9 protein-coding genes are annotated in these 15,810 nt (G+C 38.9%); 6 read left to right on the forward strand and 3 right to left on the reverse strand.

The annotated features are described in order from the left end of the window. Together QVA17_RS10965 and msrA are read right to left on the reverse strand one after the other, a co-directional pair. Positions 1-254: hypothetical protein (locus QVA17_RS10965; RefSeq protein ID WP_287388911.1), on the reverse strand; the 254-nt coding region annotated here is incomplete at its 3' end. A 107-nt stretch (positions 255-361) separates the two neighbouring features. Next, positions 362-1,237 (reverse strand): peptide-methionine (S)-S-oxide reductase MsrA, encoded by an 876-nt coding sequence (gene msrA / locus QVA17_RS10970; protein WP_287388912.1) that lies wholly within the window; start codon positions 1,235-1,237, stop codon positions 362-364. A 236-nt stretch (positions 1,238-1,473) separates the two neighbouring features. Between msrA and QVA17_RS10975 the strand changes: the two genes are divergently transcribed. The 5 genes from QVA17_RS10975 to QVA17_RS10995 all read left to right on the forward strand — a co-directional run bounded on the left by QVA17_RS10975 (position 1,474) and on the right by QVA17_RS10995 (position 12,771). Further along, on the forward strand, positions 1,474-2,622 hold the full coding sequence (locus QVA17_RS10975) for a DUF4317 domain-containing protein (protein WP_287388913.1): 1,149 nt from the start codon (positions 1,474-1,476) through the stop codon (positions 2,620-2,622). 839 nt (positions 2,623-3,461) lie between these two features. Beyond that, on the forward strand, positions 3,462-9,323 hold the full coding sequence (locus tag QVA17_RS10980; RefSeq protein WP_287388914.1) for a pectinesterase family protein: 5,862 nt from the start codon (positions 3,462-3,464) through the stop codon (positions 9,321-9,323). 87 nt (positions 9,324-9,410) lie between these two features. Continuing rightward, positions 9,411-9,998, forward strand: a complete 588-nt coding sequence (locus QVA17_RS10985) for a rhomboid family intramembrane serine protease (protein WP_287388915.1) — start codon at positions 9,411-9,413, stop codon at positions 9,996-9,998. A gap of 121 nt (positions 9,999-10,119) precedes the next feature. Next, positions 10,120-10,974 carry a DMT family transporter gene (locus QVA17_RS10990; RefSeq protein WP_287388916.1) on the forward strand — a complete coding sequence of 285 codons (855 nt, stop codon included), beginning with the start codon at positions 10,120-10,122 and terminating at the stop codon, positions 10,972-10,974. 123 nt (positions 10,975-11,097) lie between these two features. Beyond that, a complete protein-coding gene (locus QVA17_RS10995; RefSeq protein WP_287388917.1) occupies positions 11,098-12,771 on the forward strand; it encodes a bifunctional diguanylate cyclase/phosphodiesterase in 1,674 nt (557 codons plus the stop codon). A gap of 157 nt (positions 12,772-12,928) precedes the next feature. Here the strand turns inward: QVA17_RS10995 and QVA17_RS11000 are convergent, their stop codons facing one another. Then, positions 12,929-13,975 (reverse strand): GTP-binding protein, encoded by a 1,047-nt coding sequence (locus QVA17_RS11000; protein WP_287388918.1) that lies wholly within the window; start codon positions 13,973-13,975, stop codon positions 12,929-12,931. A 206-nt stretch (positions 13,976-14,181) separates the two neighbouring features. Between QVA17_RS11000 and xylA the strand changes: the two genes are divergently transcribed. Next, positions 14,182-15,498, forward strand: a complete 1,317-nt coding sequence (gene xylA, locus QVA17_RS11005) for a xylose isomerase (protein WP_287388919.1) — start codon at positions 14,182-14,184, stop codon at positions 15,496-15,498. The last annotated feature ends 312 nt before the right edge of the window (positions 15,499-15,810 follow it).

Raw genomic sequence — 15,810 nt, forward strand, 5'->3', positions numbered from 1 at the left:
AAAACGGTTTTTTCGTAGAGTTTACTATAATTTTCATAAGCCGTTTTAGTATCATAATCGAGTAGTTCTTTATTACAATCCGGAGTTAAAGAATATTTTTTATAGATAATATTCTTTTGATCTAGCCATTTATAAAACATTCTTTCTATTTCAATGAAATCAAGAGAAAACCTAAATTCTGACCATTTTGATTTTAAAAATTTCGTATAATCTAATTCCATATCTGTTATGTAATAGTAAATGTTAGAGTTCATCTTTTAACTACCTCTGATCCAGCACCAAGGGACTGTGAATAACCTTATTAAAATATATTTAGATTATTATAACATTAATTTTATTATTTTTAAATACATTTTTGTTATTAATTAAGTGCCTTAATCTTGTCAATCTCAACTCTAGTAATGTGGCAGTAACCATTAGGGTTCTTAAGTAAATAGTCCTGGTGATATTCTTCTGCTTCATAGAAGCAATCCAGAGGCTTTGTTTCTACGTGGAATTCAGAGTATTTCTTTTCTTCCTCTTTTATATAAGAAGAAACTATTTCTTTTATTTCATCGTTTTTGTAGTAAATTCCAAGTAAATATTGCTCGCCAATGTCCCCGCCTTGTCCGTCTGCCTGTGTTGGGTCAACACATATAAAGTAAGCCTTAAGGATTGTTTCAGTGCTTGTGATTTCTGGTTTGTAAGTCACACGAATGCATTCTCTAAATCCAGTTTCGTGTCTACAAACTTCTTCATAGCTTGGATTTTTAATGTGGCCGTTGGCATAGCCGACTTTAGTTTCAGTAACTCCCTTTAATTCTTTAAAAGCTCTTTCCATACCCCAGAAGCAACCTCCTGCAAGGTAAATCACTTTCTGGCCTGCTGGCGCTTCGTAGGTGTCATCTAATCTAGTTTCGTAAATTCTGTGTTCGTAGTAAACATTTTCCAAATCACGACTAATAATTTCGAAGCCATTGTGTTCGAGGCAGTGTATAGCCATCTCGTTAGATTTAGCCACGATAGCATGAATTATAGGTTCATGTAAAACTTCATGGATGTGTGGCATAAGTAGGTAAAGTGCATTGCTAGCATAGTGATTGCCACGGTGATCTTCATCGATTTCGAAATAAATTTCAGACTTTTCGTTAAATTTTACAAGCCCGACCTTTTGTTGATTCTTTGTTATTGTAAATGTGTTCTTAGAGCTATTATTGTCTAGCTCAATTTCAATAATCTCGTTTTGTAAAATTGTCATTTTCATTTTCCTTTGCGTGTAATTTAATTTTATACTATTTTATCATAGAATTGATATCTGTACAGTGGAATTTGAACTTAGTGTGAGCAAATCCCTGCTTTACTTTTGAAATATTATCTTGCCTGATGTGCTTAGTTAGTGGTAAATTAATCTTATGCAAAAATAGCGAGAAACTAAAAGGGTTAAATCATGATTTAACCCTTAATTTTAGCGATATCGCAGAGAGTGGTAAGAATATGACTAGAAAAGAAATTAATGAGATTAAGGCACAGTACACACTTGAAGAGTGTGGAATTTCAAGACTTTGTGGCTGTTATGTTGACGGCGAGAAGAACAAAGTCACTACATTTACAGAGAATTTTTTAAATCTTCCAGAGGAGGAAAAGCACAAGTATTTTGACATTTTCAAAAAATCTTTATCAGGAACTCCTGGTAAAAATCTTCTTGATATGCAGTTTAACGAGGGAGCCTATGAAGCAGGCGGCTCGCAGGAATTTCTTCTTAAATTAAGAGATTCAGAATTAAAGGATGATGCGGTGGTTAATCAGCTCTACGATAAGATCATCGAGAACTACTATTATCCGGGCAATTACTTGATTTTGCTCATCCATCAGGCATATGACATTCCATCAATTACTAACGATAACATCGAGATGGAAGATGCTTCCGAGGAAGTGTTTAGTTATATTTTGTGTAGCATTTGCCATGTAAGCCTTTCAAAGCCAGGCCTTGGCTACAACGAGGATGACAAGGCTTTCCACAATCAGATTCAGAGCCATATGGTGGATTTGCCTGACGTGGGATTCCTATTCCCAGCTTTTAACGATAGAACAAGCAACACTGACATGACACTTTTCTACACTAAGGATGCTAACGATTTCCAGCATGGCGTTATTGAAAATGTACTTATGGTCAACGAGCCTATGGGTGCCGTAGATCAGAAGGAGACCTTTAATAACTTGGTAACTGAGGCGCTAGGTGAGGATTCTAATTATGAAATCGTTAAGAACATTCATGAGAATCTTAATGAGAAGATTGCAGAGAAGAAGAAGGAGTCTATGGCTCCTGTAATGCTTGATAAGACTGAGGTTCGTGAAGTCTTAGAAAAGAGTGGAGTTAAGGAAGAGAATTTAGAGAATTTTGAAGAGCATTTTGAAATGGCAACGGGTGAGGATGGCAAGCTTGCTGCGACAAATATTGTGCCAGCTAGAAAGTTTGAAGTTAAGACACCAGACGTTATTGTTAAGATTAATCCAGATAAGACAGACCTTGTAACAACTCAGATTATTGATGGCAAGCAGTGTCTCGTAATTGAGATTGATGAGAGGTTGGAGGTTAATGGAATTTCTGTGAATCCTGAGACAGGGGAAGTGATCGAGAGGTAGAGAGTCCCGATGGGAGAGGGGGCGCCTGGGTGTACGGCAAAGGCGCTGCGCTGTTTGCCTACCGGGAGTTATACTATGCCGGAAGTGGCTTAAATTCTCGGTTTCGTCCCGGGAGTCGTTGACCTAATGGAGAGAAAACCTCCCGGAAGGTCACTCAGTCCCGGCCGCGACCAACTTGCTTTCTAGTCCCGGGAGTTTGTTGCTCTGGGAAGTGCAGGCTTCAGGCAGAAATCTCCTGATATAATTAAAACTTTTATATCTAATATTGATTTGTTGACCCTAGAAGAAATTTTTTTCTTCTAGGGTCTATCTTTTTAAATTCAACGCTTCCTAGAATAATCCGTATGGACCGAAAATTTCGAATAAGTATTAAATGCCCTAAAAGCAAGTTGGTATTATAGGAAATTCGTAATCCTTTTCAGGGCTTTTTTTACCGCTAGGTCAACAATCAAAAAAAGCAAGTTGTTTAGAACAAGAATACTAATCCCTACGGGAGAGAAAACATCCCGGAGGGTCATCCTCCTCCCGGCTGCATCTCAGAAATCCTCTCGTCCCGCCTTAAATTCTCAGTTTCGTCTCGGGAGTCGTTGACCTAATGGAGAGAAAATCTCTCGGAAGGTCAATCCCCTCGCGGCCGCGACCAGGAAATCTATCTTAAACCCACCAGAAAACCACAAACACAAACTATTTTTGTAAAAGTTATGAATTTAAGCTATACAATTTTATTTCTTAAGTATATAATATATTTGTGGGTTATATAAAGCTTCTTTACAAAAGTCTTGGGGAAGGCAATTTTGTGGGGAAGTTTAGCAAAAAATAATTTAATACGGGAGGTTTTTATGAGAAAGCTAAGTCTATTTAAAAATGGCTTCTTGCGTTCCAAAAAAGCAATCATTAGAAGAGCTTCGGGCTTTGCAATGGCTGCTTTTTTAATGGCCTCAACTGCACTAATTCCACTTGAAGGATTAGTGTATGTTAAGGCAGATACTACAAACGAGACCGCAAGTATTGTAGCATTTCCAGGCGCTGAAGGTGGCGGCATGTACGCCAGCGGCGGTCGTGGCTATGATGTTTATGTAGTTACTAATCTAGAAGATTATGGGGTGAATGAAACACCTATCGAAGGTTCACTTCGTTACGGTATCGAGAATTCAACAGATGGTTGCATAATCGTATTTAATGTCGGCGGTACAATTAATTTGAAGCAGACATTATCTTTCAGAGATAAGAAGAATATTACTATTGCTGGTCAGACAGCACCTGGAGATGGAATCACACTATCAGGTTACGAGACTAACATTAGTAATTCTGAGAATCTTATTATCCGTTTTGTACGTTTTAGAACTGGTTCTGAAAATGTGTACACAGCCGGTGATTCTATGGATGCCCTTTGGGGAAGAGATAATAAGACCTTTATCATTGATCATTGTTCTTTTAGCTGGAACACAGATGAAACATTATCAACATATAGAGGTGCAGATGGAACTGTTCAGTGGTGTATAATCAGTGAAAGTTTAACAGTTTCAGGTCATAGCAAGGGAAGACACGGCTATGGCGGTATCTTTGGTGGAGATAATTGCGTTTTCCAATATAATTTAATCGCTAACCATACTTCAAGAAACCCACGTCTTGGTGGCGGTACAATGACAGATCCAACAAAAGTTTATTCAATGGCAACAGTACAGTTAAGCAATAACTACCTTTATAACTGGGGTTACTACTCATGCTACGGTGGTGGTTATACTTTAACTAATTATATTAATAACTATTTTAAGACAGGTCCTGGTACAAGAGATGCTGCGGCTAATACAATTCTTAACTTCGGTGAGAAGACTAAGCCAGGCGGAGTATATTACACAGGAAATGTATTTGAAGGAAATGATGCAGTAACAGCCGATAATAGCAAAGGCTTTAAGATGGAAGGCGTTACATCAGGAGAGAAGGCAACAGTAGTTTCTTCAACTCCTTACGAATCAGATGCTTTCAATCAGATAACATTAAGAACAGCTAATGAAAGCTCATCTCTTATTTTAAATCAGGCAGGTTGTACTTACCCTGAAAGAGATGCAATCGATGCTAGAGTAGTTGCTGATGTTGAAAATGGCACAGGCTACTACATCAACACTCAGGACGAAGTAGGCGGCTATTGTACAGAGGAAGTACATAGAGACGCATCCTTTGATAGCGACCTTGATGGTATTCCAGATTACTGGGAAACAGCTCATGGCCTAGATCCTAACGACGCTAGTGATAGTGCTAAGATTTCAGATAGTGGTTATGCAAATGTAGAGCTATATTTCAATTCTCTCGTTGAGGGAGTTACAGATATCAACTACGTTGCACCAAATCCAACAGTATCAATTGATTTAGCCAACAACACTCAGGTAGATGAAGGCAAGCCAGTTACAGTTACTGCAAATGCAACTGCAAACAACGGCGGTTCAATTAGCAAGGTAGAATTTTACAATGGCGATAAGTTAGTGGCTACAGATACAGAAGCACCTTACAGCTATACATTTTCAGAGTTAAAGGATGGAACCTATAGCATATCAGTAAGGGCTTACGATAACGAGGATAACGAGACACAGTCAGATGCTTCAAAGCTTCATGTAAATTCAACAGCAAGCTCAGGAGACTGGTTAGACGCAGAAGTAGGTAATCCAGCACTTTCTGGTGGTTCTAGTTTGGAAAATGGAGTGCTAACCGTAAAGGGTAACGGCAAGGTAGGTAGAGAAGAAGGAAGCGTTAAGGGAACAGAAAACTACGATGCCGCAGATGACGATTTTCACTACACATACCAGCAGGTTACAGGAGATGCAGAGCTTGTAGTTAAGCTTGATGAGGAGACAGTGGTTGATTGCCATACCTTTACAGGCTTAATGTTTAGAGAAAGCTTAGCAGACGATGCAAAGCAGGTAGCTCTTGGCTTCTCAATGGTTAAGCTATCAAGCGTCACATGCTGGGCAACACATATGTCAGCAAGAAAGACAACAGGGGGGGCAACTTCTGAACTTTCAGAAACCCTTGATAGTGCTTCTAAGGCAGAGGCTGCAGGTATTGGTTATGTTACAGACCTTAACTATAGAACAGGGGCAACAGTAAACGGAACTTGGTTAAAGCTTGTTAGAAAGGGCGATACATTTTCAGGATATGCCTCAGATGATGGCGAGAACTGGACATTAGTAAGCGAGATGGAAGTTGATTTACCAGATACAGCATATATCGGATTTGCAGTAGATAGCGGTCAGGTAGCTAACGATATTAATAATTTAGTAACAGCTAAGTTTAGCAATATCAATTTAAATACTAACCCTTCAGAAACTACAGATCCAACAACAGAACCAACAACAGGAGAGGATACATCTTCAGAAACAGATGAGTCTGAAAATAATTATGCTCCTACAGTAATTGATGAAAATAATTTGCTTACTAAGACAGCTTCAGGTTCAACAATGATCTTAAAGCAGTCAGCAACAACAGGTAACTTAGCAATTTCTGGAACATCAGAAGATAGCAATGCAAGTTACATTCTCTTCCCAGAAACAACAAAGAATGGCAAGCTTGAGATGGACATCACTATTGATGGTTATTCAATCTTTGGTAATGAAGGTAAGAGATCAGGCGTATTTGTAGGTGCATTTGGTAGCACACTAAGCTCCTTTACAACACTTGGCCTACGTGGCTACGATGCAAATACAGGTTCTGACTCAATTTCAGGATACTGGACAAAGTCAACAGGCTCTGCAGGTAATGGCTCACCAAAGTATAATGTAGCTGTTGGTGATACATATCACGTTGTAGTTGAGAGAACAAGCGCAGGTTACACATTAACATTTACAGATTTAACAAATCCATTAGAAGTTACAGCGACAGGTAGCACATACTCAGGTTCAAAGACTATTAAGTTATCTGACCTTTACACAGGTGAAGGAAATGTTGGCGCTAAGAGTGAGGTTCGCTTCGGTATCGCACTTTGTGGCGCAAACGTTAGCGTAAAGAACATGGTTTACTATGATGCTAATGGAAATGTGCTCTACAATCAGGCAGATTACTACAAGGATGCTGGTACAGCTCCAACAATTACAAAGGTTAACACACCAGTAGTTAACGAAGATAGAACAGCCATTACAGTATCTTACGAGGGCGAGGGCCTTACAGGGGATGGCAAGTATGAAGTATCAGTTTCTTCAGATGGTGGACATACATACAAGACTCTAGGCACTACAACAGATACAAGTTACACATATTCACCAAGTGCATCTGGAAGTTACATTTTCAAAGTAACAGGTGTTATGGGTGAGACAGTTTCTAACACAATGGTTTCTGAGGCAGTTAGTTATAAGAAGCCACTTACAAGCCCAACTAAGCTTACAGCAAGCTCAGGCAACGCTTCTAACTCTCTTTCATGGGCAAGCGTTAGCTCAGCAACAGGCTACAAGGTTTATAGAAAGTCAGTAGATGAGCAGGATTACACACTTCTTGGAACTACAAGCACAACAAGCTATGTAGATTCAAGCGCTGTAAACGAGACAGTTTATAACTATGCAGTTTTAGCTTATGATGCTGAAAATGAGTCAAATCTTTCTACTGCAGTGACAATCATGGCAACAGCAGGTCACACAGGAGAATACTATTTTGGTGATGAGGCTGCTAGCTTAACAGTTAGTGCCAAGTCAAATGATACAATTACAGATTCTTCAAAGGCTAGCTTTACAATTGCAGCTGATGAAGCAGGTAGTTGGGAAATCAAGTTAAATGGTGATTTAATAGATACAAAGAGCACTAATGCTAACGAGGCAATTAGTGAAGAAATTAGTTTAGCAGACGGTAGAAATGAGGTAGTTGCTTACTTCACAAGCGAAAGTGGAGTTAAGACTTATAAGACTTTCAATTTTGTTAAGTTAACAAATATTGATATTGTAGTAGACGGAAGCTACACAGGTGTGGCAGGCGCTGAAGTTGAGGGTATTCCTACATTTGCAACAGTAGGAGAGGCCATCGCAAGCGTAAATGCTGCTAACAGCGAAAGTGTAGTGATTTTCTTAAAGAACGGCAGATACTATGAAAAGCTTACAGTGGACACAAGCTACATCACATTAATCGGTGAGGATTCTTTAAAAACAGTTCTTTACTACGACGTAGCTTCAGGTTCATTAGACGCTAGTGGTAAGACATATGGTACATCAGGAAGTGCTTCTCTTACATTAAATGGAGGAGCTAGCCACTTTACAGCTGAGAATATGACAATTTCTAACGAATTTGACTATCCAAACGAGAAGATTGATGGCAAGCAGGCTGTAGCACTTCTAAACAATGCGGACGAGACTACATTTACAAACGTAAGATTCCTCGGATATCAGGATACTTTATATGCAAATGGATCTTCAAATGCAGCTAGACAGTACTACAACAGATGCTACATTGAAGGAAATGTAGACTTTATCTTTGGTAGAGCTATGGCAGCCTTCTATGATTGTGAAATCGTTTCAAATGGCGATGGATACTTAACAGCAGCTTCTACAGAAGGCAAGAACACAGTCGGTTATGTATTTATTAACTGCCACATTCTTGCTAAGTCAGGAGTTAAGGGCGTTTACCTTGCTAGACCATGGGGCACAAATGCATCCGTTGCTTACATCAACTGCTATTTAGGCAGCAAGATTAGAGAAGTTGGTTACTGCGACATGAGTAACAACTCATACAAGAACGCAAGATTTAGCGAGTATGGTTCATATGGCGCAGGCTTTAAGGTTAATACTGACAGAATTCAGTTATCAGCACTTCAGGCAAGCAAGATTGACACAGTTGCAGAGGTTCTCGCAGCTGATGCAAATCAGTATAGTGATGGAGCTTGGGATGCAGAGGCAGAATATGCAGCAATTAGCGCATCTTACGTAGCTGCAGCCACAGAAGATCCTGTAACACCAGAGAACCCAGAGACACCAGAGGATCCAACAACACCGGAAGAACCAACAACACCAGAAGAGCCAACAACACCGGAGACACCAGAGGAAATCAGCTATGAGATGCTCTCAGGCGACACAATCACAATCGTTCCTGGGGAAGAAGTTGTTCTTCGTTCAGCAGCAACTGTTGATAAGTTCGTTGCAGTTTTAGTGGATGGTGAAGAAATTGATTCTTCATACTACACAATTACATCAGGTTCAACAATCGCAACAATTAGTGGCGATTACACAGCAACATTAGCCGAAGGCGAGCATTCAATTGCAATTAAGTCAACTGACGGTTCGGCAGTAGCTAAGGCATTAGTAGCTGCTAAGCCAGCTGAAGGCGAGACAGGTTCAAGTGAAGGTGAAACAGGTGCAGGCGAAGAGCCAGCAGTAGAACCAGAAGAGCCAGTGGTTGAGCCAACAGAACCTGCGACAGAACCTGCGACAGAACCTGCAACAGAACCTGCGACTGAGAATACAGGAGAAGTCGCAGCTGATGAGGAATCAGTAGCAAGAGATAGTGCAGTAGAAGCTGAAATCGAAAAGATTGCTGCTTATGAAAAGGAAGTCGATAGACTTATAGCAGAACAAAATGCTATGCAAATTGCTAATAGTGAGGTATCTACACAGAGCACACAGACTGGTGATTTTGCAAATGCATTTATCTACGCAGTTGTAATGATTCTTTCAGTATTTGCTAGTCTTGTAATGATAATTTTTGGCGAAGGCGGAAAGAAGAAGGAAAATTAATAAAATTTTTCTTTAAAAATTTAACTGATATGTTATAATTCCTATTGTGTTTGACACTTTAGTATTGCATAATGGGAGGAATTATATATGGCAGACGGAGGAAAGAAAGGGATTTCTTTAGGATTCAATTCTCCAGTTGTATTAGGTTTTGCATTAATTTCGTTAGTTGCTTTATTTTTGAACGAAATATCAAACGGCCTAACAAATACAATGGTTTTTAGTGTTTACAGATCGGAGATTAGTCCTTTATTCTTCGTAAGGTTATTCGGACATGTACTTGGGCATACAGATTGGAACCATTTTTATTCTAATATGATGTTCTTTTTACTAATTGGACCGATATTAGAAGAGAAATATGGAAGCCTAGATTTGGCGGTGCTTATGTGCATTACTGCCGTAGTATCAGGTATTGTTAATATCATTTTCATGCCAACAACAGTGCTTTTAGGATCAAGCGGAATAGTTTATATGATGGTAGTTTTACTCTCAGCTTCAAGCATCAAGGGTAAGAAGATTCCACTAACACTAATCCTTATCTTATTTATGTACGTTGGCGGTGAAGTCGTAAACGGCTTTGAGGCCCAGGATACAATTTCACAGCTTTCTCACGTAATCGGGGGAATTTGTGGTGCTATCTTTGGCATAGTCCTTAATCTAGATACTAAGGATTTATAGGAAAATATATTGCTCTCACTAAGCTATGAAAGAGACTTTATGCTTTTTTCATAGCAAGGTGAGGGCTTTTTTTATGGATTTGTGCTATGCTTTAACAAAATGTAAATAAAGGAGAAGTAAAGTGAATAATCGATTAAAAGGAATAATTTGTATTGTGATTTCAGCCTTTTGTTTCGCCCTAATGAGCGCCTTTGTCCGCTTATCAGGAGATTTGCCATCGGTTGAGAAAGCATTTTTTAGAAACTTTATAGCCCTCATAATTGTTGTAGTGACTATTATTGTGAAGAAAGAGAAACTACATATGAAGAAGTCGGACGGCTTCGTGCTCTTCCTTCGTTCCCTTTTTGGAACTATTGGACTTCTTTGTAATTTCTACGCCGTTGACCATCTAGCTCTTGCAGATGCTTCAATGATGCAGAAACTCTCGCCTTTCTTTGTAATCGTTCTATCTGCGATTATTTTGAAGGAAAAATGTAGTCCCGTACAGTGGATGGCGGTTATCGGTGCCTTTATTGGCGCACTGTTCATTATTAAGCCAAGTGGAAACTTCAACAATTTCCCAGCAGTAATTGCCGCAATCGGCGGTCTAGGGGCAGGTTCCGCCTACACTATGGTTAGAATTCTAGGAAAGAGAAAGGTAACTCCGGACCTAATTATTATGGCTTTCTCAGGATTTTCTTGTTTAGTTTGCCTTCCTCTAATGATAATTTCTTGGAAAACTATGACTTTAGTGCAACTTTTAATGTTACTTTTAGCAGGCACTGCAGCTGCTGGTGGACAGTTTGCAATCACTCGCGCATACATTTACGCACCAGCTAAGCAGATTTCCGTTTATGACTATTCTCAGATTGTGTTTTCAGCAATCCTAGGATTTATCATATTCGGACAAATCCCAGATGGATTTAGTTTCTTGGGCTACTTTATAATTATCGCCATGGCGGTTTGGATGTTCATTTATAATAAGAGGGAAGACTAGGAAACTGCGCGCTTTTTAAGATTTTTGCGTAAACTTTAGCGCTTTATTTTTATAAAGTTTGTGTTATAATACGGGTATTCAAGTCATTTGGATAATAGTGAAAATATATAGGTTGTTGTAGAGATGGATAATAAAAATGTAAAACGAAAAAGCAATTGCATATTTGAGTCTTTGTTAAAGGAATGCACCCATGAAAAGTTAAATAAAGATTTAAGTCATGAAGAAATCCAGGAAATATGCGATATTTTATTTATTGGTGAGATAAATCTAAAAATAACAAATACAGAAAATAGATTTGGCGATCGCGTTATTAATAAAAATATCTTTAAAAGAGATTGCGAATGTGAAGAAGCTATAAAATACATGTATCGTTTAAGTGATACAAGAGCCGGGGAAATCAGCATAGCGCCTATGAAAGGCCATGAGGAAGTTCCGGAGTATTCTATATTTGCCAATATTTTATTTTTAATTACCTACGAAGTGACAACAACTAGAGTTCTGAATAATTCAAGATTTAGGGATCCACAAACTGGTGTGCCGAATTTGCGCGCCGTTAAGGATAAGATTGCCTCTTTAGTAAGGAACGGCGACTATTCAGACTACATCATTATTTATGCTAATATCCAAAATTTCAAATATCTAAATGATTGCGGTGGCGTTGAGTGCGGTGATACTGCAATCGTTGCATATACAAGAAAACTAGTGGCTCTAGCCGAGGAGGACGAGGCTATTGGTCGACTTGGTGGAGATCACTTTATTATATGCGTGAAAAGAAGAAATCAATCAAAAATCATGCACGCCCTAGCAGGTATTACAGTTTCGGATCTTCCAAATACAGGAGATAGAAACTTTGTCCTTAGTTGCTGGGCCGGAGTTATGATTTCAGATAATAAGAAGCTAAGTTTTGATGAGAGAATGCAGTGCGCTGTGGATGCCTACACAATGGCCAAGACGCGCCTAAAGCAAAGAGTAGTTTTCTACAATGATAAGTTTAAGGCCAAGCTTGACTGGTCAAGAAATGTTAGAGAATTACTTGGAAAATCCATCAGCAAACAGGAAGTTTATCCTGTTTTCCAAGCAAAGGTCAACATGAAAACAGGCAAATTAGTGGGCTTCGAAGCCCTATCTCGTTGGAAATATCAGGGAAGAATCGTCTCTCCATCAGAGTACATCAGCATTCTTGATAATCAGGGTATGATTCACAACCTAGATATGTACATTTTGATGCAGACCTGCGAGTGCATAAAGAAGTGGGATGACGCGGGCATCGATTACCCAATTATTTCTGTAAATGTATCGCGAAAGAACTTGTTTATTCCAAACATCGAGGAAATAATCCACAGAATTACCACTACTGCTGGGGTTGAGCCTTCAAAACTAGATATAGAAATCACAGAATCCGCCACAGAAGACGAGTTTAGTAGGCTTTTAGATTTTATTACGAAAATGCGTCAATACGGCTACAGAATCTCTATTGACGATTTTGGTGTTGGCTATTCGTCTTTAAGCTTGCTCCACACTATTGATGCGGATGTAATTAAGTTTGATAAGAGCTTTGCAGATAATATCTGCAGTTCTAATAAGGTGGAATATATTGTTGAGAGCATTGTAAACTACGCTAACAAAATCGGCATGACAACCATCGCCGAAGGCGTAGAATCAAAGGAACAGGGAAAGAAGCTACTAGATATAGGCTGCGAATGCTGCCAGGGCTTTTATTATGGTGAACCCCTCTCCTTTGAAGAAGCAAGCGAAGTAATAAAAAAACCGATTTATAAACCAATATTAGAGGATTAAGGCGATTCTTAAGAAGTAATGAAAGTACTGGGAATTGGTACAAGTTATGAGAATTAGCGAAAGTACTGAAGAATAATATGTATTTATTAGAACTCGTCAGATAGATTATATCATCTATCTGACGAGTTTTAATTTGCAATGTATTTAACAGTTTGTTCTATCTGTAGTTTTCTATCATTTCGTTTATGTATTTTTCATCTAGACTTTCGCCAATAATAATTAATACATCCTGGCCTACATTAATCTTGGCAACCTCAGTATTTTCTACAGTTGCATTGATCTGATACCAAGCACTAGATGTTGTATTGGCCGCAGAAGCGTCGGAATTAGCGGCGCCGGCAGGATTCGCACTAGATGTAGTGTCGCCAGTAGAAGCGTCGGAATTAGCGCCGCTGGCGCCATCCGCCTTTGCAAAGCCCTTAACTCTAAAGACTTTTCCGCATTTCTCATCCTTGTAGAGATTGTCAATTAAGGCCTTTATAGAAGCAATAGATAGGCCGTGGTTTAGCAAATATACTGAGTTGTAGCTATTATTGTCGTCTATTCTTAATTTTTCGTGGTCAAAATTGTTGTAACCACAGTTTGTAAGCCCCTCTAATACTGAAGAATCTAGCTCGTTTAGGTTTGCTTCAATAAAGTCAGACTCCACAAGCTCTCTATTTCCCTTGAATTGAAGAAGGGCAGCCTTTAGGTGGGCCTTTGTATTCTCTATATCTTGTGTCGAGGCCAAATCGCTATGAGATAAAAGAATTTTACCTGAGCGGGAAACCTGTGAGCAGAGAAGATAGTTAGATTCGTTTGAGAGCTCATTTTCAAGCTTAGAATCTATAACTGTAATGACGTTGCCGATTTTATACCATCTGTTAAGGGGATCTTCGTTTAAAACATCGAAAAATTCATCCACGTCATAGATGCCAGAAGGCTCAATCAAAACCCTGTCATAGCCCAGCATTCCAAGGGCAATAAGCTTAGTCTTAAATCTACGTCTGTGGCAGTCGTAGTCGCAACCGCCCGCCACCATCTCAAGGTCAGCATCATCACCGATGGCATCCTCTAGAAGGAGCATGTCTACATTTACAGCACCATAATCATTCTCGATAATGCCGATGTTCTCGCCCTTGCTAATAAGATAGTTTACATATTGCTTTATAAAAGTGGTCTTCCCAGAACCTAGGAAACCAGTAATCAAATCTACTTTAATCATAAAATCACCAATAAAATAAATATATTCGTGGCTATATTTACCCTTCCTTTCAGGACAATTATATCATATATGTAAAGATAAAAACTTTTGAAAACTACTTGTAAATAAGTCTATTTTGTGTTAAAACTGACTTATAGAAAAAACTTTTCTAAAAGTAAAGATTAAATTAATAGCTTTAAATTTTAAGCAATTTTTGGGAGGAAAATATGACTGAATTTTTTAAGAATGTCCCAGTTATTAAGTACGAGGGACCAGAAAGCACTAATCCATTTGCTTTCAAGTATTACGACGCAGAGAAGGTTGTTGCAGGCAAGAAGATGAAGGAGCATTTACCATTTGCAATGGCATGGTGGCACAACCTTGGCGCTAACGGTGTAGATATGTTTGGTGTAGGCACAGCAGATAAGAGCTTTGGAGCTACTCCTGGTACTATGGAGCATGCTAAGGCTAAGGTAGATGCAGGTGTTGAATTCATGAAGAAGCTTGGTATTGAGTACTATTGCTTCCATGATGTTGACCTTGTACCAGAAGCTGACGATATCAATGAAACTAATAGAAGATTAGATGAAATCTCAGACTATATCTTAGAGAAGACTAAGGGCACTAATATCAAGTGTTTATGGGGTACAGCTAACATGTTTGGTAACCCAAGATTTATGAACGGTGCTGGTAGTACAAGTTCTGCTGATGTTTACTGCTTCGCTGCAGCTCAGGTAAAGAAGGCTCTTGATATTACTGTAAAGCTTGGTGGTAGAGGCTATGTATTCTGGGGTGGCAGAGAAGGTTATGAAACACTTCTTAACACAGATGTTAAGTTTGAGCAGGAAAATATTGCAAATCTTATGCACTTGGCTGTTGACTACGGTCGTAGCATCGGCTTTAAGGGTGATTTCTATATTGAACCAAAGCCAAAGGAACCAATGAAGCATCAGTATGATTTTGATGCTGCAACAGCTATCGGTTTCCTTCGTCAGTATGGTCTTGATAAGGATTTCAAGATGAATATTGAGGCAAATCATGCAACACTTGCAGGTCACACATTCCAGCATGAACTTAGAATTTCTGCAATCAACGGTATGCTTGGTTCTATCGATGCTAACCAGGGCGATATGCTTCTTGGTTGGGATACAGATGAATTCCCATATGATGTATATGGTGCAACTTATGCAATGATGGAAGTGCTTAAGGCTGGCGGTCTTACAGGTGGTTTCAACTTTGATGCTAAGAATAGAAGACCTTCTAATACACCAGAAGATATGTTCTATGCCTTCATTTTAGGTATGGATACATTTGCATTAGGCTTAGAGAAGGCTGCAGCATTAATAGAAGATGGCAGACTTGAAGAAAATATTAAGAAGAGATATGAGAGCTTCAATTCAGAAATCGGTCAGAAGATCAGAAATCATTCAGCTAGTCTTGAGGAATTAGCAGCACATGCTTGTGAGCTTAAGAAGCCTGAATTACCTGTATCTGGTAGACAGGAATACTTACAGAGCGTAGTGAACTCAGTTCTTTTTAACTAGTTTAGAAAAAAGTAGGCGCAAGCGCTATTTTTACAAGCGCAAAAAAATAAAATAAGACGTTTACCTTACGCTGATCCTAAAGAAGTGGGGAAGATTGGCAGGAAATAAGGTATGTTGGGGAATAGAAAATAGGCATAGTCTAAGACTTGATGGTTTAAGAAACCGGAGAGGATTTGGGCTATGTCTATTTTTGTGTTTAGAAAGTTCGAAGATATTTACCGCAAAGTTAAAAATATACTAAAGACCATATCTATTTGTGAAAATATAGGAATATTACTATTTCTATCATCAAACATATACAAATATCTTAAA

The sequence above is a fragment of the Lachnospira sp. genome (assembly GCF_016290755.1).
In the GTDB taxonomy this organism is placed as follows: domain Bacteria; phylum Bacillota; class Clostridia; order Lachnospirales; family Lachnospiraceae; genus Lachnospira; species Lachnospira multipara.

Excerpts from the sequence above, each read along its gene's own strand:
- msrA (WP_287388912.1), bottom strand. The coding sequence starts at position 1,237 with ATGACAATTTTACAAAACGAGATTATTGAAATTGAGCTAGACAATAAT.
- xylA (WP_287388919.1), top strand. The coding sequence starts at position 14,182 with ATGACTGAATTTTTTAAGAATGTCCCAGTTATTAAGTACGAGGGACCA.
- QVA17_RS10975 (WP_287388913.1), top strand. The coding sequence starts at position 1,474 with ATGACTAGAAAAGAAATTAATGAGATTAAGGCACAGTACACACTTGAA.
- QVA17_RS11000 (WP_287388918.1), bottom strand. The coding sequence starts at position 13,975 with ATGATTAAAGTAGATTTGATTACTGGTTTCCTAGGTTCTGGGAAGACC.
- QVA17_RS10980 (WP_287388914.1), top strand. The coding sequence starts at position 3,462 with ATGAGAAAGCTAAGTCTATTTAAAAATGGCTTCTTGCGTTCCAAAAAA.
- QVA17_RS10995 (WP_287388917.1), top strand. The coding sequence starts at position 11,098 with ATGGATAATAAAAATGTAAAACGAAAAAGCAATTGCATATTTGAGTCT.
- QVA17_RS10985 (WP_287388915.1), top strand. The coding sequence starts at position 9,411 with ATGGCAGACGGAGGAAAGAAAGGGATTTCTTTAGGATTCAATTCTCCA.